Source organism: Mesorhizobium sp. LSHC412B00, assembly GCF_000503035.1.
Classification (GTDB): domain Bacteria; phylum Pseudomonadota; class Alphaproteobacteria; order Rhizobiales; family Rhizobiaceae; genus Mesorhizobium.
This window is the reverse complement of record NZ_AYWB01000004.1, coordinates 43,875-66,257: the sequence shown is the minus strand read 5'-3', so window position 1 is coordinate 66,257 and position 22,383 is coordinate 43,875. Positions and strand designations below refer to the sequence as shown.

18 protein-coding genes are annotated in these 22,383 nt (G+C 61.9%); 9 read left to right on the top strand and 9 right to left on the bottom strand.

Annotated elements, in window-relative coordinates; genetic code table 11:
* Positions 1–151: 151 nt before the first annotated feature.
* Positions 152–1,645 (bottom strand): PLP-dependent aminotransferase family protein, encoded by a 1,494-nt coding sequence (locus tag X757_RS155465; RefSeq protein WP_023669484.1) that lies wholly within the window; start codon positions 1,643–1,645, stop codon positions 152–154.
* A gap of 464 nt (positions 1,646–2,109) precedes the next feature.
* Here X757_RS155465 and pgi point away from each other — a divergent pair, with 464 nt between their 5' ends.
* Positions 2,110–3,717, top strand: a complete 1,608-nt coding sequence (gene pgi, locus X757_RS155470) for a glucose-6-phosphate isomerase (protein ID WP_245275052.1) — start codon at positions 2,110–2,112, stop codon at positions 3,715–3,717.
* 798 nt (positions 3,718–4,515) lie between these two features.
* Here pgi and X757_RS155480 read toward each other — a convergent pair.
* From X757_RS155480 to X757_RS155490, 3 genes are all read right to left on the bottom strand, one after another.
* Positions 4,516–4,821, bottom strand: coding sequence for a hypothetical protein (locus X757_RS155480; RefSeq protein WP_023725808.1), 306 nt, complete (start codon positions 4,819–4,821; stop codon positions 4,516–4,518).
* Positions 4,822–5,173: 352 nt separating this feature from the next.
* A complete protein-coding gene (locus tag X757_RS155485) occupies positions 5,174–5,881 on the bottom strand; it encodes a methyltransferase (RefSeq protein ID WP_031251211.1) in 708 nt (235 codons plus the stop codon).
* Positions 5,882–5,909: 28 nt separating this feature from the next.
* Positions 5,910–7,901, bottom strand: a complete 1,992-nt coding sequence (locus X757_RS155490) for a long-chain fatty acid--CoA ligase (RefSeq protein WP_023725806.1) — start codon at positions 7,899–7,901, stop codon at positions 5,910–5,912.
* A 475-nt stretch (positions 7,902–8,376) separates the two neighbouring features.
* On the opposite strand from X757_RS155490, the gene X757_RS155495 reads away from it, so the two are divergent.
* Genes X757_RS155495 through X757_RS155515 form a run of 5 tightly spaced genes read left to right on the top strand, consistent with a single transcriptional unit; the run spans position 8,377 to position 13,616 of the window.
* On the top strand, positions 8,377–9,975 hold the full coding sequence (locus X757_RS155495; RefSeq protein WP_023669491.1) for an ABC transporter substrate-binding protein: 1,599 nt from the start codon (positions 8,377–8,379) through the stop codon (positions 9,973–9,975).
* 47 nt (positions 9,976–10,022) lie between these two features.
* The gene (locus X757_RS155500; protein WP_023669492.1) at positions 10,023–11,030 is read left to right on the top strand and encodes an ABC transporter permease subunit; all 1,008 of its coding nucleotides are present in this window, start codon (positions 10,023–10,025) and stop codon (positions 11,028–11,030) included.
* Positions 11,031–11,056: 26 nt separating this feature from the next.
* Positions 11,057–11,941, top strand: coding sequence for an ABC transporter permease subunit (locus X757_RS155505; protein ID WP_050485757.1), 885 nt, complete (start codon positions 11,057–11,059; stop codon positions 11,939–11,941).
* On the top strand, positions 11,941–12,786 hold the full coding sequence (locus X757_RS155510) for an ABC transporter ATP-binding protein (RefSeq protein WP_023696764.1): 846 nt from the start codon (positions 11,941–11,943) through the stop codon (positions 12,784–12,786). The genes X757_RS155505 and X757_RS155510 overlap by 1 nt, the downstream gene beginning before the upstream one ends.
* A complete protein-coding gene (locus X757_RS155515) occupies positions 12,786–13,616 on the top strand; it encodes a dipeptide ABC transporter ATP-binding protein (RefSeq protein ID WP_023725805.1) in 831 nt (276 codons plus the stop codon). Before X757_RS155510 ends, X757_RS155515 begins: the two co-directional genes overlap by 1 nt.
* A gap of 123 nt (positions 13,617–13,739) precedes the next feature.
* Here X757_RS155515 and X757_RS155520 read toward each other — a convergent pair whose 3' ends face one another.
* From X757_RS155520 to X757_RS155540, 5 genes are read right to left on the bottom strand one after another with little or no spacing between them, the layout of a single operon-like run.
* On the bottom strand, positions 13,740–15,536 hold the full coding sequence (locus tag X757_RS155520; protein WP_027049321.1) for an ABC transporter ATP-binding protein: 1,797 nt from the start codon (positions 15,534–15,536) through the stop codon (positions 13,740–13,742).
* Positions 15,536–16,582 (bottom strand): glycosyltransferase family 2 protein, encoded by a 1,047-nt coding sequence (locus tag X757_RS155525; protein ID WP_023725804.1) that lies wholly within the window; start codon positions 16,580–16,582, stop codon positions 15,536–15,538. Before X757_RS155525 ends, X757_RS155520 begins: the two co-directional genes overlap by 1 nt.
* A complete protein-coding gene (locus X757_RS155530) occupies positions 16,579–17,691 on the bottom strand; it encodes a glycosyltransferase (RefSeq protein WP_023725803.1) in 1,113 nt (370 codons plus the stop codon). Before X757_RS155530 ends, X757_RS155525 begins: the two co-directional genes overlap by 4 nt.
* Complete coding sequence (locus X757_RS155535; RefSeq protein WP_023669499.1) at positions 17,688–18,869, bottom strand: acyltransferase; 1,182 nt, start codon at positions 18,867–18,869, stop codon at positions 17,688–17,690. Before X757_RS155535 ends, X757_RS155530 begins: the two co-directional genes overlap by 4 nt.
* Positions 18,869–19,057 (bottom strand): hypothetical protein, encoded by a 189-nt coding sequence (locus tag X757_RS155540; RefSeq protein ID WP_023682045.1) that lies wholly within the window; start codon positions 19,055–19,057, stop codon positions 18,869–18,871. The genes X757_RS155535 and X757_RS155540 overlap by 1 nt, the downstream gene beginning before the upstream one ends.
* Positions 19,058–19,743: 686 nt before the next feature.
* Here X757_RS155540 and X757_RS155545 point away from each other — a divergent pair.
* From X757_RS155545 to X757_RS155550, 3 genes are all read left to right on the top strand, one after another.
* Positions 19,744–20,937 (top strand): site-specific integrase, encoded by a 1,194-nt coding sequence (locus X757_RS155545; RefSeq protein ID WP_023725802.1) that lies wholly within the window; start codon positions 19,744–19,746, stop codon positions 20,935–20,937.
* Positions 20,938–21,137: 200 nt separating this feature from the next.
* Complete coding sequence (locus X757_RS1000000165715) at positions 21,138–21,497, top strand: AlpA family transcriptional regulator (RefSeq protein ID WP_023725801.1); 360 nt, start codon at positions 21,138–21,140, stop codon at positions 21,495–21,497.
* Positions 21,494–22,285 carry a hypothetical protein gene (locus tag X757_RS155550; RefSeq protein ID WP_156933424.1) on the top strand — a complete coding sequence of 264 codons (792 nt, stop codon included), beginning with the start codon at positions 21,494–21,496 and terminating at the stop codon, positions 22,283–22,285. The genes X757_RS1000000165715 and X757_RS155550 overlap by 4 nt, the downstream gene beginning before the upstream one ends.
* Positions 22,286–22,383 lie beyond the last annotated feature (98 nt).

Below are 22,383 nucleotides of genomic sequence, written 5' to 3'. Positions count from 1 at the left end.
GCTTGCTTCGTCCCTCTGTCAGCCGACTATGCCGTTGCCATTGGCCCAGCCTATGGGCCAGTCAACGCAGCCGAGTATGCCAGAGAGCTAATGCAGAATGTTGGTGATCACGCCAAGGGCCGGGGCTGTTCAAAGCTCCGGCACAGGCAAATCAGGCTGCCGCGGGCCTGCGTCCGGCCGCAGTCGCGAGCTCGCGAATACCCGGCTCGATGTGCTGCAGCGCGATCGAGGAAATGCCCAAGCGCATGAAACGCGAGGGCTTTTCGGTGCGATCGAAGAAACGATCGCCGGGCTCGATGATGACGCTGCGCGACGCCGCGGCCTCGGCCAGTCCACGTGAATCGGTGCCGCGCGGGCCTTCCAGCCAGAGCGATGTGCCGCCGGCCGAATCGGTCGAGCGCCATTCCGGCAGGAATGCGGAAATCGCATGGACCAGACGCTTGCGCCGCTCGTCGAAGGCCGACGACAGCCGCCGCACCAGCGCCTCGTGATGGCCGAGCGACAGGAACAGCGCGACCGCGCGCTGGTTGTTGGCCGGCGGGTGCCTGAGCATGAAGCGGCGCAGCGCCCTGAGCTCGGAGATTAGTCCAGCCGAAGCGACGATGTAGCCAAGCCGCAGGCCCGGAGCCAGCGTCTTCGACATCGAGCCGACATAGACGACGCGACCCGAGCGATCGAGGCTCTTCAGCGCCTGCTGCGGCGCCTCGTCGAGAAGCTGGCTGTCATAGCCGTCCTCGATGATGATCTGGTTGTGGCGGTTGGCGCGCGCCAGAAGGTCCTGCCGCCGCTCCGCAGACAGCGGCACCATGGTCGGGCAGTGGTGGCTGGGGGTGACGAAGACAAAGCCGGAATCGTTGGGAATGGACGAGGTGACGATGCCGGACTGATCGACCGGAACCGGCTGGATCTCGGCGCCTGCCAGGCGGAAGATCGAGCGCGCGTCGGGGTATCCCGGGTCTTCCATCGCGACCTTGGAGCCCTTTGTCATCAGCAGTGTCGCCAGCATATAGAGCGCGTTCTGGGCGCCGAGCGTGACGATGATCTCGTCCGGATTGGCGAAGATGCCGCGCCGCGGCAACAGCCGCGCCTGGATCTGCTCGATCAAGAGCGGATCGTCGCGATCGACCATGTCGGAGGCCCAGTTGCGGATTTCGAGCACGGCCAGCGCCATGCGGTTGCACTCACGCCATTCGGCGGTCGGGAACAGCGCCGGGTCGAACTGGCCGTAGACGAAGGGGTAGGACGACTTGATCCAGTTGTCGTGCTTGGCCGGCGGCGGCATGTCGCTGGCGGCTATCTGCCGGCGTGCCTTCCAGTCGATCTCGTTCTGCTGGTCCGGCGCCTTCTGGTGCGGCTTGGCGGGGGTGGCCAGCACATCCGGATTGACGAAATGGCCGCGCCGTTCGCGCGCGACCAGGAAACCTTGATCGACCAATTGCTGGAATGCCAGCACCACAGTGCCGCGCGCGACGCCGAGTTTTTCAGCCAGGATGCGGCAGGACGGAAGCGGCATCGAAGCGGCGATCTGCCGGTCGAGAATGGCGGCGACGATCGCCTGACGGATCTGCGCCTGCAGGGTCTGGCCCGATTCCGCCGAAATCCGGAACAGGCCGGACCATATGGCCGTGTCGTTACGCTGTGGCATGGAAGGTGTTTCCTCGATGGCCAGTCTTTTTTGCTTGGCTGGACCAGCGGAAGGTAACCGTGGCACAAGGGGTTGCGCCAATCAATTTTTCTGATCGCTGGGATTTATGCCAGTGATCTATGCGCGACGGGCAGCGTCGTCGCATCCCCGGGTGACGCTGCGTCATCCCGCAGCGCGGACGCCCGCGCGACGCGCAGCGTCGTCGCGCCTCATTATCCCCAGCGCGACGCGTAGCGTCGTCGCTACTCCCATCACATCATCCAGCGCGACGCGCAGCGTCGTAGCTCCATCACGTCGCACTATGCTGCACTGCGTCATCCCCACGCATTGAAACATGCGGAATTCGGCTCGATAACGTCACCCCGACGACACGCGCCGGAAACATCCGGTCTGATAAGATGTCGTGAAAAAACGATCAGGAGCCGGCAGTGGATCATTCCTCCTTCGACAAACAGCTTGTCGCCTTGCGTGCTGCGCGCGCGGCGGCATCGGGCATGATGCGCGAGGCTTTTGCCGCCGACCCCAAGCGCTTCGAGACATTTTCGGCCAGCGACGGCGACCTTTTGCTCGACTGGTCGAAATGCGCGGTCGACCAGCGCACGATGGAACTGCTCGAGAAGCTCGCCGCCGCCGCCGATCTCGAAGGTCGCCGGGCCGCAATGTTTTCCGGCAAGAAGATCAACATCACCGAGGACCGCGCCGTGCTGCACACGGCGCTACGCAACCTCGCGGGCAAGGGCGTCACGGTCGACGGCCAGGACGTCAAGGCGGATGTGCTGTCCGTGCTCGACGCCATGGGCGCTTTCGCCGATGCCATTCGCTCCGGCAAGGCCGCCGGCGCCACCGGCAAGAAAATCACCGACATCGTCAACATCGGCATTGGCGGCTCCGATCTCGGCCCGGCCATGGCGACGCTGGCGCTGGCGCCCTATCACGACGGCCCGCGCGCGCACTACGTCTCCAACATCGACGGCGCCCATATCCACGACACGCTGAAGGGCCTGTCGGCCGAAACCACCCTGTTCATCATCGCCTCGAAGACCTTCACCACGGTCGAGACGATGACCAATGCCGAGACGGCGCGCGAATGGGTGCAGAAGGCGCTCGGCAAGGAAGCCGTCGGCAAGCATTTCGCCGCCGTCTCGACCGCGCTCGACCTGGTTTCCAAGTTCGGCATCGAAGCGGATCGCGTGTTCGGCTTCTGGGACTGGGTCGGCGGCCGCTATTCGCTGTGGGGCGCCATCGGCCTGCCGGTGATGATCGCCATCGGCCCGCGCAACTTCCGCGCCTTCCTCGATGGCGCGCATGAGATGGACGAGCACTTCCGCACCGCACCCCTGCAGAAGAACCTGCCGGCGCTGCTGGGGCTGGTCGGCTGGTGGCATCGCGTGATCTGCGGTTATCCGGCGCGTGCGGTCATCCCTTATGACCAGCGCCTTTCCAGGCTGCCGGCCTATCTGCAGCAGCTCGACATGGAATCGAACGGCAAGGGCGTCACCCTCGACGGCACGCCGGTGACGACGCCGACCGGACCGCTGGTCTGGGGCGAGCCCGGCACCAATGGCCAGCACGCCTTCTTCCAGCTGCTGCACCAGGGCACCGATTTCATCCCGGTCGAGTTCCTTGCCGCTGCCGTCGGCCATGAGCCGGATCTGAAGCACCAGCACGATCTACTGCTTGCCAATTGCCTGGCCCAATCGGAAGCGTTGATGAAGGGCCGCACGCTGGACGAGGCTCGCGCGCAGATGCTGGCCAAGGGCATGAAGCCGGCCGATGTCGACAGAATAGCCCCGCACCGCGTCTTCTCCGGCAACCGCCCCTCGGTGACGATCCTCTACCGCAAGCTCGACCCGCGCACCTTCGGCCGGCTGATCGCGCTTTACGAGCACCGCGTCTTCGTCGAAGGCACTCTGTTCAACATCAATTCCTTCGACCAATGGGGCGTCGAGCTCGGCAAGGAGCTGGCGACCGGCTTGTTGCCAGTCGTGGAAGGCAAGGAGAGCGCCGCCAAGCGCGACGCATCGACGGCCGGGCTGGTGGCGCGCATCCAGCAACTGCGGGGGGCTCAATGAAAAATCCGGCCGACATCAAGGGCATCTTGTTCGACAAGGACGGCACGCTTGTCGATTTCAACGCGACCTGGCTCGGCATCGCCGATTTCATGGCCATGGATGCCGCCGAGGGCGATCGCTGGAAAGCCGACAGGCTGCTTTCAGCGGCGGGCTTCGATTTTGTCGCCAAGCGCTTCAAGCCGGATTCCATCTTCGCCTCGGGCACCAATATGGATGTCGTCGAACTGTGGTTCCCGCGCCTGTCCGACGAGGACCAGATGCTGGCCGTCGCCCGCTTCAACGAGATCACCTCGGTGCAAGGCTCGTCGATGGCGGTGGCCTTGCCCGGCGTCGTCGCGGCGCTGACGGCTCTGCACAAGCGTGCCTACCGGCTCGGCGTCGCCACCAACGATTCGACCGCCGGTGCCGAAAAGAGATCGGAAGAGCACACGTCTGAACTCCAGTCACCGATGTNGACCGGGCTGAGGCCGTCAGAGATCGCCATGGTCGGCGACAACCGCCACGACCTGGAGATGGCGCGTGCCGGCGGCTGCGGCCTGGCGGTCGGCGTGCTCTCCGGCACCGGCACGCGTGAATCGCTGTCCTCGATCGCCGATGTCGTTCTCGATTCTGTTGCCGACCTGCCGGACTTTCTGTCGGCGCGGGTCAAGGAGGCGATCTGACGGGGGAAGTTAGGGCAAGGCGAAAGTCAGCTGGGCTTTCCCGCCAATGGCCGAGATTGGTGGAAAGCGGAACGGCCGATTTCGGATTGGTTAAAGAAGAAGCAGTCTTCAGTAGCTCAACGCTTTCCCGGTTCCCCTAGCGGCGGCGTCCGCGCTCCGAATGCTTGTCGAAGGTTTCTTTGAATTCACGGTATTGGTGATAGAGCTTCGCAACGTATTTCTCATGGTGGCGCAGCAGGTAGAGCACAAAGATACAGAACGCGACCGAGCCCGCCCAGAGCAAAATGCCAGTCGAATAGCACCAAAAGGCCTCGCATGTCCTCCAGCTAGTGAACCTGCCTTTCCATCGGCCGGTTGTGACAAGCAATATGAGCCGCCAGCTGGAGAAGGCGAGAACCACCAGAACCACGGCGTAGGAGATGATCTTCGCTCTCTTGGTCATCCGACTGCCCCCTCTATAGTCTGGCCCCGAAAGCAATTGCCAAGGCCGGGCTCCGGTTCATGACATAGCCCGGGCCGAAGACGGCGGCGAGGGCGTCGGGATCGACACAGCGCACACTGGTACAGGAACCACCTCGCGAAACCGTAAAGATCGCAGTCGGAATCCGAGTTATCAGCGGCGGCGTGCGGGCGGCTGAAGGATTCGCAAATTTCTCGAAACTTGCGACAGATATGATCCAAGATACCAGTAAGCTGCAAGGTCCGCTTTAAGCGTCCTTGCCTCCGGCCATGAACGGCAGAGATGGGGGCGAACTCACTCATTTCGACTGATCTGTTTTTGATCCTGGCGCTAGCTAGCAGTCTTCCTGCTCGAACGAAAACACCCCGCTCGGCCTGGTCACAGCACCCCTCACGTCGCCGAAATCCAGCACCTGATATTCGGCCAGCAACCGCAGCCGGGCTAGCGGCAGGTCGGCGCGGCGGGGATCGCCGACCAGCACCTCGATGCCGGCTGCCAGGCAGCGGTCGAGGAACGGGATCACCCGCAGAGCAACCTCGCGGCCGTAGAACACGTCGCCGGCAAGCACGAGGTCGACGGCCGGCGGCGGGCCTGTGGTGATGTCCTTGTCGACAATGGTGATCTCGACGCCGTTGGCCGCGGCATTGATGCCGATCGCGGCGACGCCGTTGCGGTCGATCTCGGCCGCGATCACCGCGCTGGCGCCGGCCTTGGCGGCGGCGATGCCGACAAGGCCCGAGCCGGCGCCGAGGTCGAGCACGCGGCGGCCGGCCACGCTTTGCGGATGGTCGAGTATATAGCGCGCAAGCACGGCGCCGCCGGCCCAGGCATAGGCCCAGTAGGGCGGCTGCGGCTCAGCTTCGTGCTCCTTGGTTTGGCTGCCGTCTTCCGGTCCATGAGCTCGCCACTCGACAAGCCGCCTCAGGCCGCTGCCGGAATGAGCCGTATAGAGCTGGATTTCACGAAGGGCGGGAACGGGCGCAAGCCGCAGGTTCGCCTTGATGAACACTACTGCATCGGGACGCCGACTATCGTCCGCCATCCCGCCGTCGCCAGGCTCGCCGTTCAAACTATTCCCGCAGCGCCCGGCGCAAAATCTTGCCCACCGGCGTCTTCGGCAGCTCGGTCCTGAACTCGATGTATTTGGGTCGCTTGTAGCCGGTCAGGTTCTCGCGGCAATAGGCGGTCAGTGCCTCGACGGTCAGCGCCGGGTCCTTCTTGACCACGAACAGCTTCGGCACCTCGCCCGAATGCTCGTCCGGCACGCCGACCGCCGCCACTTCGAGCACGCCCGGATGCTGGGCGACGACTTCCTCGAGTTCGTTGGGATAGACGTTGAAGCCGGAGACCAGGATCATGTCCTTCTTGCGGTCGACGATCTTGGTGTAGCCGCGCTCGTCCATGAAGCCCATGTCGCCGGATTTGAAAAACCTGTCCTTGGTCATCACCTTGGCGGTCTCGTCCGGCCGGTTCCAGTAACCGGCCATGACCTGCGGCCCGCGAATGCAGATCTCGCCGACCTCGCCGAGCGGCAGGTTGTTGCCGTCATCGTCGCGGATGACGATCTCGGTCGACGGCAGCGGCAGGCCGATCGTGCCGGTGAAATTGCTGTCGCTGAACTTGTTGGCGGTCGCCACCGGCGAGGTCTCCGACAGCCCGTAGCCCTCGGTGATCGAATTGCCGGTCAGCGCCTTCCAGCGCTCGGCAACCCCCTTCTGCACCGCCATGCCACCACCCAGGGTCATGATCAGCGGCTTGAAGTCGAGCTTGCGGAAATCCTCGTTGTTGAGCAGCGCGTTGAACAGCGTGTTGAGGCCGGGGAAAATGTGCATCGGGTATTTCTGCAGCTCCTTGACGAAGCCGGGAATGTCGCGCGGGTTGGGAACGAGCACGTTCTGGGCGCCCTGCTGCATGCCCATCAGCGCGTTCACCGTCAGCGCGAAGATATGGTAGAGCGGCAGTGCGCAAATGAAGTTGAGATGCGCCGGTTTCGGCTTGATCGCATAGGCGTCCTGCAGCCACAGCGTGTTCTGCGCGACATTGGACAGCACATTGGAGTGCAGCAGCACAGCACCTTTGGAAATCCCCGTGGTGCCGCCTGTATATTGCAGGAAGGCGACGTCGCTGGCTTCCATCTTGGCCGGCTTGAAGGCGATGCCGGCGCCGGCCTTCACCGCCGCATTGAACTTGACATGGCCGGGCAGCGACCAGGCCGGCACCATCTTCTTCACCCGGCGCACGACGAGGTTGACGATCGTGCCCTTGAGGGCGCCGAGCATGTCGCCCATCGCCGCGACCACCACATGCTTGACCGCCGTCCTGGCAATCACCGCGTCCAGGGTGCTGGCGAAATTCTCCAGAATGACGATCGCCTGCGCGCCGGAATCCTTGAGCTGATGTTCGAGCTCGCGTGGCGTGTAGAGCGGATTGATGTTCACCACGACATAGCCGGCGCGAAGCACGGCCATCATCGCCACCGGATATTGCAGCACATTCGGCATCATCAGCGCCACGCGTGCGCCCTTCTGCAGGCCCTTCAATTGCAAATAGGCGCCGAAGGCGGCCGATTGCCGCTCGAGTTCGGCATAGGAGATCGACTTGCCCATGCAGACGTATGCCGGCTGGCCGGAAAACTGCTTGCAGGCGCCGACGAGGAAGTCGCCGATCGAACTGTAGGGCAGGGCGCCGATCTCCGCCGGCACGACTTTCGAATAGCTTTTTAGCCATGGCTTTTCCGGCAAGCCCGCGGCAAGCGCCGTCAGCGTATTCGGCAGTTTTTTGGCCACGCCCGTCGACGGCTTCGAGGCGGGCTTCGCCGCGGCTGTCTTGGCGGCTGGCGGCTGGGCGGGCTTTGCAGCGGGTGCTGTCTTCGCAGCGCGGTTGACCGCAGGTTTCGCTGCCGGCTTGGCGCTTGCCTTCGCCGGCGTCGAGGTTGCCGTTGGCTTGACGGCGGGAGTGGCTTTGGCCGGTGGCGCTTTCGACTTGGCGGCAGCGGCGGCCGGTTTTGAAGCTTTCGCCGCTTTTGCTTTCGCCGGGGCCGTTGACTTTGTTGCTTTCGCCACCTCTAGCCTCCCTAAGTCGTTCTGTTGCCTGCTCCATGCTGCGCCGCCTCGATGTGGTGAGGCGTCCTCCGCTGCAGCGATGTCGCGGATCCCGGAAAATCCAGCGTGTCATCTATCTATTGCGACTATCGGCGGCCGTGCAAGTCTTGCCCCAGCGGCAGGACGGCAAAGATTTGCCGTCGAAATCCTTCCCGCGACGCCGGCTCGGCAATGCCGTCCTGTCGTGTCGGTGGCGAAACCCAGGCTTGTGGATTTTTGGCTTACGATTGCTGCGATCAATGAAAAAATGCGGTCGTTAACAATCCCGTGATTAGCAGATTTTGCTATTTGTTTCTGCAGTTCGTCAAAGACCGAGAAATATTTTCTGCTTACGGTGGGGTAGGCAAACAGGGTGTTCCAAAGCCGGAAAAACGGTGCTTATATGCGCGCTTCGCGAGCCTATAGAGGGGCTTGGAAGAACATCAGGGAGTGCTCAATGAAAAAGAAACTGACTTTTGCAGCCGCGTTGCTGGCTGCAAGCGTCCTCGGCGGTGTGGCCAATGCCAAGACGCTGGTCTATTGCTCGGAGGCCTCGCCGGCCAACTTCGACCCGGGTACCACGACGGGCGGCAACGACTTCGATGCCTCGTCGCGCACCGTCTATTCGCGCCTGGTCGAGTTCAAGCATGGCGGCACCGAAGTTGTGCCCGGTCTCGCCGACAAATGGGAGATTTCGGACGACGGCCTGGTCTATACTTTCCACCTGCATCCGGGCGTGAAGTTCCAGACGACGGATTTCTTCAAGCCGACGCGTGATTTCAATGCCGACGACGTCGTCTTTTCGTTCGATCGCCAGTTCAACAAGGAAAACCCCTGGAACGGCGAGAAGTACCTGCCGAACCTGACCTGGGACTACTACACCGGCATGGACATGCCGAAATACGTCGCCAAGTGGGAAAAGGTCGATGACCTGACCGTGAAGCTGACGCTGACCGAGCCGAACGCGCCGATGCTGGCCAATCTCGGCATGGACTTCGCCTCGATCGTGTCGAAGGAATATGCCGACCAGCTGGAAAAAGACGGCAAGATGGCCGACTTCTCGACCAAGCCGGTCGGTACAGGTCCGTTCCAGTTCGTCGACTACCAGCTGGATTCGGTCATCCGCTATGCGGCCAACCCGGACTACTTCAAGGGCAAGGAAAAGATCGACGATCTCGTCTTCGCGATCACGCCTGACGCCACCGCCCGCATCCAGAAGGTGCTCGCCGGCGAATGCGATATCGCGCCCTATCCGAATCCTGCCGACATCGGCACGATCAAGGCCAACGCCGACGTGACCCTGATGGATCAGGCTGGCCTCAACATCGGCTATATGAGCTACAACACCACCATCCCGCCGCTCGACAAGCCTGAAGTGCGCCATGCGCTCAACCAGGCGATCGATCGGGAATCGCTCATCAAGTCGCTGTTCCAAGACGCCGGCGCCACGCCGGCCGTAAACCTGATCCCGCCGACCATGTGGTCGTGGAACAAGGACGTGAAGTCCGACGCCTATGATCCGGAAGCCGCCAAGAAGGTGCTGGCCGATGCCGGATTGAAGGAGATCCAGCTTTGGGCCTCCGACCGCGTCCGTCCCTACAACCCGAACTTCCAGCGCGCCGCCGAACTGATCCAGGCTGACTGGGCCAAGGTCGGCGTCAAGGCGGAGATCGTCAGCTACGAGTGGACGAAGTACCGCGAAGAAGGCAAGAAGAAGGAACGCCCGGGCGCCTTCCAGATCGGCTGGACCGGTGACAATGGCGATCCGGACAATTTCTTCGCCACGCTGTTCGCCTGCTCGGCCATCGGCGTGTCGAACTACTCCAGCTGGTGCGACAAGGACTTCGAGGATCTGATCCAGAAGGCCAAGAAGACCAGCGACCAGGCCGAACGCACCAAGCTCTATGAAGAGGCGCAGGTTGTCTTCCAGAAGCAGGCTCCGGCCTTCCTCATGGCACACAGCCAAGTCTACGCAGTCGTGCGCAAGAATGTCAGCGGCTTCATGATGGACCCGCTCGGCATTCATCGCTTCGACGGCGTCGACAAGGCCGAATAGAACTGTTAGGCGGGCGGCGCGCAATCAGGCGCCGCCCGCTTTTCAAGATGCTCCGATATCTCCTAAACAAAATCGTCTTGGTGCTGCCGACGCTGATCGGCATCACCATCTGCGCCTTCGCTTTCGTCAGGCTGCTGCCCGGCGATCCCATTCTTGCCATGGCCGGCGAGCATGGCGTGTCGCCCGAGCGTTACGCGGAACTGAAGGAACAGTTCGGCTACAATTTGCCGATCTGGCAGCAATACGCGCATTATGTCCGCGATGCCGCGACCGGTAATTTCGGCGTGTCGATTTCGTCCAAGCGGCCGGTCATCGAAGATTTCATGACGCTGTTCCCGGCAACCATCGAGCTCTCCGTCTTCGCCATGATCTTCGCCATGGTGCTGGCCATACCGGCCGGCATCATTGCTGCGGTCAAACGCGGCTCCTGGTTCGACCAGGGGCTGATGGGCACCGCCCTCGTCGGCTATTCCATGCCGATTTTCTGGTGGGGTCTGCTGCTGATCATCTTTTTCTCCGGCTATCTCGGCTGGACCCCGGTTTCAGGACGCATCGGCCTTCAGTTCTTTATCAAGCCGATCACCGGCTTCCTGACCCTCGACAGCCTGCTCTACGGCAAATGGGATGCTTTCCGCTCGGCATTGAGCCACCTGGTGCTGCCGACAATTGTGCTCGGCACCATCCCGCTGGCGGTGATCGCGCGCCAGACGCGCTCGGCCATGCTCGAAGTGCTGGGCGAAGACTATGTGCGGACCGCCCGCGCCAAGGGCCTGTCGTCGTCCCGCGTCATCGGCGTGCATGCGCTGCGCAATGCGCTGATCCCGGTGGTCACCACCATCGGCCTGCAGGTCAGTACCCTGCTCGCCGGCGCCATTCTCACAGAAACCATCTTCGCCTGGCCGGGCATCGGCAAGTGGATGGTCGAATCCATATCCAAGCGCGACTATGTCGTCGTGCAGTCAGGCTTGCTGCTGATCGCCCTTATCGTCATGGCGGTGAACCTGATCGTCGACGTGCTTTATGCCGTCATCAACCCGCGCATCAGGGCGGCGTGATGAGCCAGTCGACCGAAATCGCCCCGATGGCCGCCGGCAACCCTGACCGACTGACCGGCTTCAGGACTTTCTGGCACTATTTCTCGGTAAACCGCGGCGCCGTCATCGGCCTGTTCGTCTTCATCCTTTTGGTGCTGGCCGCGCTCTTTGCACCGCTGCTCGCGCCCTATGCGCCCGACATCCAGGACAAGACCGCTTTCTTGCGTCCGCCGGCCTGGCAGGCAGGCGGCAGCATGGAATATCTGCTTGGCACCGACGCGGTCGGCCGCGACATGCTCTCGCGCCTGCTCTATGGCGCGCGTTTCTCGCTGCTCATCGGCGCCGTCGTGGTCACGCTGGCGCTTGTTGGCGGCATCACGCTCGGCCTTTTGGCTGGCTATTTCCGGGGCTGGGTCGACGTGGCGATCATGCGGGTCATGGATCTGATCCTGTCCTTCCCGTCGCTGCTCTTGGCGCTGGTTCTGGTCACCATCCTCGGCCCCGGCCTGTTCAACGCCATGCTGGCCATCGCGCTTGTCCTGCAACCCCACTTTGCCCGTCTGGTGCGCGCTGCCGTCATGGCCGAAAAGAGCCGCGAATATGTGGTCGCCGCCAAGGTCGCCGGCGCCGGCCATATAAGGCTTATGCTGCGCACCATCCTGCCCAACTGCCTGGCGCCGCTGATCGTGCAGGGCACGCTGTCCTTCTCCAACGCCATCCTGGAGGCGGCCGCTCTCGGCTTTCTCGGCCTTGGCGCCCAGCCGCCGACACCGGAATGGGGAACCATGCTCGCCTCGGCGCGTGAATTCATCCTGCGCGCCTGGTGGGTGGTGACCTTCCCCGGTCTGGCCATCCTCATCACCGTGCTTGCCATCAACCTGATCGGCGACGGTCTGCGCGATGCGCTCGATCCGAAGCTGAGGAGGTCGTAATGGCGCTGCTCGACATCCGCAATCTCGTCGTCGAGTTCCAGACCGCATCCGGCCCGTTCCGCGCGGTCGATGGCGTCTCGCTCCATGTGAACGAACGTGAAGTGCTGGCCATCGTCGGCGAATCCGGCTCCGGCAAGTCGGTGTCGATGCTGGCTGTGATGGGGCTGTTGCCGTGGACGGCGACGGTCACTGCCGACGAGATGAGCTTCAACGGCCGCGATCTCCTGAAGATGAGCCCGGCCGACCGGCGCAAGATCGTCGGCAAGGACATGTCGATGATCTTCCAGGAGCCGATGGCCAGTCTCAATCCGTGCTTCACCGTCGGCTTTCAGATCGAGGAGGTGCTGCGCTTCCATATGGGCATGGACAAGGCCCAGCGTCGCGAGCGCGCCATCGAATTGCTGACGCAGGTCGGCATTGCCGAGCCGGCCGAACGGCTGAACTCGTTCCCGCACCAGATGTCGGGCGGCCAGTGCCAGCGCGTCATGATCGCCATCGCCATTGCCTGCAATCCCAAGCTTCTGATCGCCGACGAGCCGACCACCGCGCTCGACGTCACCATCCAGAAGCAGATCCTCGACCTGCTGGTGTCGCTACAGGTCAAATACGGCATGGGCCTGATCATGATCACCCACAATATGGGCGTCGTGGCCGAGACCGCCGACCGCGTCATCGTCCAGTACAAGGGCCGCAAGATGGAAGAGGCCGACGTGCTGTCGCTGTTTGAATCGCCGAAGAGCAATTACACCCGCGCACTTTTGTCGGCGCTGCCGGATAATGCCGTCGGCGACCGGCTGCCGACCGTCTCGGACATGCTGTTCGAACCGGCTGCCGGGGGCGTCTGATGAGCATCAAGGTCGTCGAAGGCAAGGACATCGTGCGCGACTATCACGTCGGCGGCGGCCTGTTTCGCGGCGCGCGCACCGTGCATGCGGTCAAGGGCGTCTCGTTCAGCGTCGACAAGGGCAAGACGCTGGCCATCGTCGGTGAATCGGGCTGCGGCAAGTCAACGCTGGCGCGCATCATCACGCTGATCGATCCGGCAACGTCGGGCGAACTGTTCATCGACGGCAACAAGGTCGACATCGCAAGGAACGGCCTGACCAGGGAGATGCGCCGCAAGGTGCAGATCGTCTTCCAGAACCCTTACGGATCGCTCAATCCGCGCCAAAAGATCGGCGATGTGCTGGGCGAGCCGCTGCTCATCAACACCGACAAGCTGGCCGAAGAGCGGCGCGACCTTGCCATGAGGATGCTGAAGAAGGTCGGCCTCGGCACCGAGCACTACAATCGCTACCCTCACATGTTCTCGGGCGGCCAGCGCCAGCGCATCGCCATTGCCCGCGCGCTGATGCTGAACCCGAGCCTGCTGGTGCTTGACGAACCGGTCTCCGCGCTCGACCTTTCGGTGCAGGCGCAGGTGCTCAACCTGCTCGCCGACCTGCAGGACGAATTCCAGCTGACCTATGTCTTCATCAGCCACGATCTGTCTGTCGTGCGCTACATCGCCGACGACGTGATGGTGATGTATTTCGGCGAAGCCGTCGAATACGGCTCGCGCGAGGAGGTCTTCGCCGACCCCAAGCACAACTACACCAGGACGCTGTTCGCCGCGACCCCGCGGGCCGACGTCGCCTCGATCAAGGCGCGGCTGGCGAAGAAGAAGGCCGCCTGACCTCTCACCGAGAATTGTTTTTGAACAATCGGAAATGCATCGCGGCGGTGGTTTGCTGGCAGGATTGATCGCAATCTGCGATCTGCCGGGCGCAAGCCGCGTCGCAGGTCGGGGTGCCCCCCATCACTCACCCGCTCCGTGCTGGTAAAGCTCGTCCATGCTGAGCATTGCCAAGGTTGCGAAGGGGGCCTGTTTTTTCACCCGACCGCGGCTCAAGATCACCACGTCGTCGCAGAACGATATGGTGCTGTAATGATGACTGATGACAATGGTGGTGCGGCGGCCGGCCCGCGATTTCAGCGTCTCGACAATAGCGGCTTCTGACAACCCATCCACCGCACTGGTGGCTTCGTCGAGGATGAGAATATCGGGATCGCGCACCAGCGCCCGCGCCAGGGCGATCCTTTGCCTTTGTCCGGCTGACAGGTTGATGCCCCGGTATCCGACCAGTGTCGCGTAGCCCTGCGGCAGGTGTTCGATGAATTGATGTGCCTCGGCCAGCCTTGCGGCGCGCATGGCGTCGCTGGCCGAGGCCGTGTCGTAGCCGTAGATAATGTTTTCAAAAATGGTGCCATCGACCAGCTCCAGCTCCTGACTGGCCAGGGCAATGTTCCGCCGCCACTGGCTTGGGTCGACTTCATCGAGCGGTGCCCCATCGACGAGGATCCTGCCGCTGTCGGGTTTGACGAAGCGGCACAGGAGATTGACGATCGTCGTCTTGCCGGCGCCCGAGCGGCCGATCAGCGCCGTCGAGCGGCCGCTGCGGATGTCGAACACCGCCTTATGCAGCACCGCCTCGCGCGCGTCGGGGCCTGACAGGGGACCGGAATAGGCGAAGCTCACATCATCGAAGCTGATCCCTTGGCGCAAGCCGTCGAACGGCAGGCTGCCCTGCGGCGCCTCGGGCTTGTCGGAAGGATCGAGCAGCCATTGTACCTCCTCCAGCGAGCCGCTCATGCCTTGCAACTGACTCCAGGACATCTGCAAGGCCCGCATATGCGGCTGCAGTCGGTAGAGCAGGATGAGGAAGGCGACGGTCAGCGGGAAGCTTACATTCGCCAGCCAGGCTCCGATCACCACCGCCAGGAACAGCATTGCGTGCAATACCTCGGTCAGTGGCGGCAAGACGCCCTGGCGGATTGAAAGCACGAAAGCCGCCCGCCGCACCCCGTCGGACGCTTTGGCGAAGACCGCCTTTTCGCGGTTCTCCTGCCCGAAAATGCGAATCAGGCGCCCGGCATGCACCAGATGCAGCATCTGCGACGCCAGTGCGCTGTTGCGCGAGACGACGCTGCGGCTCGGCGCCTTCAGATTGGACGACAAAACCCCGTGCGCCAGCTGGACGAGCGCCAGCCCTAGCGTCACCAGCAGCGTCATCTGCCAAGAGAGGAGCAGGAGGAAGGCGAGCAGGATGACGGCGGCCGAGGCACTGACGATCGCGCCGAGCAGGGCCTGGATAGCGTCGGATGCTCGCCAGGATTCGTTGGAGATGATGTTGAGCAGCCGCCCGGGGCTTTGCTGCAGGAAAAAGGGGTAGCCGACCCTGAGCAACTGCTCCGACAGTGCGCTACGGATCGAATAACCTGCCTTGCCGTAGATGTAGCTGGTCAGCAGAGTGTTGGCGAAGGCAAAGACATTTTTCAGTACGATCGAACCGAGGATCGCGGCCGAAATGGCGATCAGCCGCTGGCGCTCGCCGAGGTCCGCTCCAACCTGCTGGAGGAGGGCGGAGAAACCGGCCATGCCTGATGTTTCGCCACGTCCCATAATGATGCCGAGCAGCGGAATGATGAGACCGATGCCGAGGCCTTCCAGCGCGGCGCCCGCAAGCCCGAGCCCCACCACGACGGGAACGAGCCGCAACAGCCTGCCACCAAGCGCGCGGCGCAGCATTGGCAGGGCTGACGGAATCAGTGACATTATCGCGCTCTGGCCTCCGCATTGGCTTCGCTGGCTTCTCGGTCGTGGCGCAGCGGCAGCCGTTTTGGCCATCCCATCATGACGAGCAGCGCAAATCTGGCGGCACCTGCCAGATTCATAACGACAATAGGCCAGTGCGACAGATCGAGGTCGCGGTCAAAGCGAGGACGGCCCGCCAGTTCCCTGAACGCGGCCCGCGCGGACCAATAGACATGGCGAAGCAGCCAAGGGGCGTGGCGGACATGTTTCAGGCACAGCGCACCATTACCGAGGCTATAGTCGCGGTGCAGCCTGTCGATCGATTTGCGGTCTCGCCGGCCGTGATGATGCAACACCGTCATGTCGGGCACGTACTCGACCGGCATGCCGAGCAGCATCGCCCGCACGAGATAATCAGTATCTTCAGCCGAGCGTAGCGGGCCGCCAGCGCCGAAGCGTTCGTCGAACGAGCCGATGCGGGCCGCGACGTCGCGGTGCATGGTCATGTTGCAGCCGAGCACGAAGCCGCCGGGGTGGACCGCCGGGGTCAGCCGCTCGCTTGCCTCGCGGAGCTTTATGGTGAAGGGCAGGTCCCGGGCATCACCGAGCTCGACCCGGCCGCCGCGGATCAGCCACTTCTCGCCACTCCGGTAGTGCCGCTCCAGGTCGCGGAGATAGTCGCGGTCGAGCTTGCAGTCGTCGTCGACGAAGACCAGCACGCGGCCTCGCGCTCGCGCCAATCCGGCATTGCGGGCAGCGGCTAGTCCGGGGCGAGTCTCCGAGACGGCTGTGACTGGGATGTCGGAAGTTTCGGCGATAGCGGCCAGCCGCTTTGACGTGCCGTCCCGTGAACCATTATCGACCACCACCAACTCTGCCGCGAAGGTGGCGTGCACCCGGCATGCGGCCTGGATCGAGGCTATGCAAGCCTCCAGCACAGCGGCGCGGTCGCGCGTGCAGACGATGAAACTGACCTCGAGCGACGGCCGCTCCGATCGGGGAGATGTCGGGACAGGCGCACTCGCAAACTGGTGATCGCGCAGGAGCGGGTGGGGCCTGTCGGTCATACCAGTCCCCGCTGATAACGCGCAAGCACCGCTTCGGCCGGCGTGGTTTTGAAGAAGTAGGCCACCGCGTCCGCCCGCTTTCCGGCCCTTATCGAGAGCAGGCTGAGCCAAGGCGCCCAGACGCCGGGACGCAGCGCATATTGTTCGCGGCGCCGGATGAAATTCCATCTCGCCGTCCGCGTGAGCAATTCGTGGGTCAGCGGCGGTTCTCCTTCGTCGCCGACGAGTTGGTAGAGGAAATAGAACAGGTTCAGCGCGCCTGCCTCGAAGCTTGGCCGTGTGTCGGTCGGCAGCTCGGAAATCCGCTCTTCGAGCGCACGGATGAAATCGGCTGCGCGCGAAACCGTGTCGAAAGAGACGGCCTCGCCGATGTCGCGCAGATCCGCTGTGGTTTCCGCAAGCCCCTCACGCTCGAGATTTTCGGCCACGATCCGCAAATGCGTCCTGCGCATTTCCTTGGCATGCCGCATGGTCACGCTTCCCGCGTGGATGCGATAGACGAGCAGGCTATCGGGCAATATGGTCGCCGGGAAACGGCCGGCAAGCCGTCTGAAGAGATCGAAATCCTCGGCATGCCTATATGTTGGATCGTAATAGAGATCGTTGTTCCCAATAACCTTCCTGTTATAGATCACCGTCGGATGTAAGAATATCGTAAAGAACATCGACAATATGTCGAGCCGGCCGAGCCGGAACACCGGGTCTAGCCTGCCTTTGGCGATACGGCCGTGAAGCAAGGTATCGACGCAGGCGCCGCAGAAGCCGAGATCGGGCCGCCGCTCGAACAGTGCGACCTGGCGCGAGAGGCGCCGGGGATAGGCGACATCGTCCGCATCCATTCGCGCAACAAGCTCGCCCTGGGCCAGTCGTAGCCCTTCATTGAGGGTGGCGACGAGGCCGCGGTTCTCACGCGAGATGACAGAAACGCGATTGTCTGCCCGGCGGTATCGTTCGAGAATCTCGAGCGAGTTGTCAGTCGATCCGTCATCGATAGCGATGACCTCCAGGCGATCGTAGTCTTGCCGCAGAATGCTCTCCAGCGCAGCGGTGAGATAAGGCCCGGCATTGTAGACCGGCAGCAGGACGGAGACGAGCGGCGCGGTGGTCATCTCTGCGCATCCGTTCGCCGGAGTTCGAGTGCGGCGCGGCCATCGGGGGATCCGCCGGGATAGGCGTCCGCCGCCCTGCCGAGCCAGCCGGCATCGCCAGAGCGTGCCTGGGAGCGGCGGCGCGCTACATAGGGGAAGCGGCGCTTGAGGCCGTTGAGCGGCTTTTCGAAAGCCGTCCACGAGATCGAAGCGACGGCGATCGTGGCGGCGCTCGCGACCAGGAAACGCCCTGGCCCCTGCTCCGAGACATTGAGCGGGATCCAGGGCTGTGACTTGACGGCGAGCGACAGAAGGATCGGATGGTAAAGATAGACGCCGTAGCTGATGCGGCCCAGTGACAGCAGCGGTGGCAGTTCGAAAACCCTGCCGAGGACGCCGCCAAGGCCGGCTGAACAGGCGGCCACAACGGCCACCAGCGGCACTAGGGGCAGGATCTGCAGCAACGCCCAGCGGGCCCATTCCAGCATAGGATCGGCCGGCGCAGGGATAAGCCACTCAATCGCCAGGAAGACAGCCGCAAGGGCTGGCCAGCCTAGCCGCATCCATTGCGGCAGGCCGGCGCCTCTGGTCCGCCGGCAGGCAAGCAAAGCACCAAACGCCAGCGCGTCCATCGATGCTGGCGGCAGCAGGTCGCGCGCTAGCGCCGGGGTGGCGGTGATCGGCCAGTAGAAGCGATAGGCCAGCGACAACAGGATGACGCCGATAGTGATCGCTTCCACCCGCCGGCGGGGTGCGAGAAGCACGACCAGCGGCCAGGCGATATAGAACTGCTCCTCGATGCTCAGGCTCCAGAAATGGCAGAGTAGCCAGGGCGTCCATTCGTTGCGCAGCGCGTACCAAAAATTCGACAGGTAAAGCGCATGCCAGACGAGCGATCCACTGGACTGCTCCAGATCGGTCAGCCAGACGAACCCAAGCACGGCGAAATAGGGCGGGAATATGCGCAGCGCGCGCCTGATGTAGAAGGAACTCAATGCAGGGCCGGCTTTGAATTCGGCCGCGGCGCGCGCTTCGAGCAGCAGTCGTGTGATCAGGAAGCCGCTCAGCACAAAAAAAAGCCGCACCCCGATGTGGCCCCAAAAGGAGGACCCGTTGGGTGCAAGGAAATGGGAATAGAGAACCATCGTGACAGCGATGGCGCGCAGAGCGTCCAACTGATTGTCACGCGCGACCGCCATCAGCCATTTCCGCCGGTCTGAAATCTCCGATGAAGCCAGCGGCCCTGCATTCCGGGCCTCAGGTCGAGGCCTGCCAGCGTCGAGAGTGCGCCGACAACATCAAACCCGCGCCTTGTGCGCGGGGCAGCCTCGAAATCGGTGCTGGCCAGCGAAAAATTCAAGCTGATCAACTTGGCGGAATCCTCCACGGCGCACTTCCCAGTACCAAATCCCCCAAGAAATGGTGCAACCGGGCAATGGTGCAGTGCAACACAAAATATCTATCGAGCTGTAATATTTGTGTGAGTTAGTGCTAAAAATGGGTATGATTTGCGAGTGCGTTGCGTCGATCAGGGTTTTTCACGTCCGCAATGCTGCATGAGCAGTAGTACCATGTCAGAAAAGGCACGGTTTAATTACACAACTATAATCCGGAGTGTCTGATATAGGTCAAAATTGACGAAGATTATTCCAAGATAGTCGTTTTGTATCTTATAAATTATGCTTGTATTGTCGGGTTCTCTAGGCTGTCGATCTTGCGCGATGCAGCATAGTCGATGGTCAAGCGTCTGACGACGCAATCCTGTGGCGGCGGCCATATGGCGCATGTCGACGAGGCAGACAGGAAGTGCCGGTGTTGGCGTAGGGAGTGACGTGCATTAGCCTTGCACCTGCCGTCACGCTTGCGTCGGATGGAGAACTGGTGCCGCTTAGGGGCATTTACATACGACCTCAGCGTGTATCACGCTATATCCTATTGCCATATACCGTAGACACTTAGCCGATTCTCATGTCTCACACTGTCGCAATTGAATGCAACTTATCATAGATAGAAAGGTGGATTTTACGGTGGTTTGTGATAGGTGGTTTTAGGTATTTTGGAGAGGTGGATGCCATGCGCGCCCTCAACCGACTAAGTGCTATTGCCGTCAAGAAGTTGGCGCCGGGCAAGTACGCCGACGGAGGTGGATTGTGGCTGCTCAGACGCAATGACGGCGGAGGCCAATGGTTCCTGCGCTACACCATACACAGTAGGCGGCGGGAAATGGGCCTTGGCTCTATCGCGGACGTCAGCCTCAAGGAAGCGCGCGATGGTGCCGACAAATGGCGGGCGGTTGCGCGGGCTGGAAAAGATCCCATCAAGATACGGGACCGGGAAAAGCGGGAAGCCGCGCGCAACCTGCATCTTTTGGCCGACATCGCCAAAGATGCCTTTGAGACGCGCAAGGCGGAGCTGAAAGGAGACGGGAAAGCTGGCCGGTGGTTCACGCCATTGGAACTGCATGTGCTGCCCAAACTTGGGAAGGTGCCCGTCGGAGAAATAGACCAGCGCGACATACGTGACACCCTAGCGCCCATCTGGCATGCCAAGGCCGACACGGCGCGCAAGGCTATGAACCGGCTGAGTATATGCCTCAAACATGCCGCCGCGCTGGGCCTGGAGGTGGACCTACAGGCCACGGATAAGGCAAGGGCCTTGTTGGGAAAGCAGCGGCACAAAGCCGAGAATATTCCCGCGATGCCTTGGTCGCACCTGCCGGCGTTTTACGCCACGCTTAAAGAGGACAACATCACGCACCTGGCCCTGCGCTTGCTAATCCTCACGGGGGTGAGGTCGGCGCCTATCAGGCATATCCATGAGGACCAGATAGAAGGTGACGTGTGGACGATACCGGCCGAGGCAATGAAGGGGCGGCGGGACGCCACCACGGAATTCAGGGTGCCCTTGTCGGCCGAAGCGCTGGCTGTGATTGAGAAAGCCCAGCAGTTTGAGCGTGACGGCCACCTTTTTGCCAACCCCAAGAAGGGTGTCATTAGCGACATGGCGATGAGCCAACACATGAAACGTGCCGGCCTGGAATACAGACCGCACGGGTTCCGCTCATCGCTGCGGGATTGGCTGGCGGAAACAACCGACGCGCGGCACGAGGTAGCCGAAACCGTGCTTGGCCATACGATCGGCTCAAGCGTTGAAAGGTCCTACCGCCGCACTGACTATTTGGATCAAAGGCGTGAGTTGCTGGATCGCTGGGCTGTCCATGTCACAAGCCATGTTGGGAAAAACTACCGTGCGCGTGTCCGGCTCTAGCTGGATTGGCGGCCTCACTCCGCTCATGAGGCCTCCGTATTCTTCGTCGGCTAACAAAAAGAAATTTATAACTGTTCCCAGTCAAATACTTGGCAGCGGGCACCCCGGCGAAAATCGACCAAAAACCACAAATTTGGCCAACTGCAAAACATCGGCTCACGTCTATTAGAGCAGGGTAACGAAAAACAAAGGAGCTTGTAATGACCCTGCACGACCGACGGAGAGTTCTCCGGGCCAACGTTTCGCAAGAAGCGGCTGCTGCCTTGCGCCCAATGACAGCCCACGCAACGAAATTTCTGAGCGTCAAGGAAGTAGCGACTGTGATGCACGTTTCGGTCGCGACCGTCTGGCGCTATGCGCAGCGCGGCACGCTGCCAGAACCCATCAGGATAGATGGTCACACATGGTGGATCGAGACGGAAGTTCTGGCCGTGATCGAGCAGAAAATGGCAACCCGCCAGACGCACATAAATGCGTCGTCACTGCCGGCGCCGGCATCCAAGACCAAGCGTTTTCGTGTGCACCTTGATAGAAGCGGCTTGAGGAGGGCAGCGCTATGACAGCACCAATGTCTATACCGTTGCTAAGGGAGCTTGCCGCAGCAGATTCGATTATTGACACCGTAGCCTACATCGATCAGTTGGAGATCGTCTTTTATCCCAAACTGCCAGGTTATCTTTATCGTGAGCTAAGACGCCTGAATGGCTCGGCCCCGTTTCCTCGACGCCGGAACAATGCCCAGAAGCTCCCGCCTAGAATGCGCGCGGGCAGCGTTTGGGTATTGATGCAGCCGACGGCCGCAGCTCTCAGTTATCTCGACAAGAATACCCATTACTCATATGGACAAACAAGTGTACGCCCCATCTTCTCGGTCGCGAGAGTAGATATTGCGGTCGATTTCATAACTCGTTCTAAGCGGCACGCCGGCTTGGCCGGCTCGTTGCTTGAGAACTGCTTTCTGCAGAAATTCCACGGAGCAAGGCGGACGAACTCTGTCGCCGCAACGGTCTACACGAGCATCAACAAGACGACACGCAACGTCACCATGTATTCAGATCGGCCGTCAAAAACGGGCCTCGGTCCATGCGCTCACTTGGAACTGCGTTTCTTTTCCGTTGGAACTTGCCAGCGCGTCGGACTGAATAACCTGAGGCGCCTCGCCTCCGGGATCAATGCCATGACTCTTCTTGAGGACCAGAGTCGGCTGGGTTTCATGGACGACGCTGGATTTGGCCGCTTTGTGGAGTCACGTGCCAGGGAGCTCAAGAAGGCCATCGGACATACCCCGGGCGGCAATAATTCAGTCCTATATTCTTCAGCGAGACTGGTCGATACAATGCATGACTGAGTGATTGTCGGTTTGTTGCCTTGCGCTGCCGCGATTGGAACGACTAACATGAGCCACGGTAAAACTAAGTAGAAGCGCATTATTTCGCCCTCCTGCCC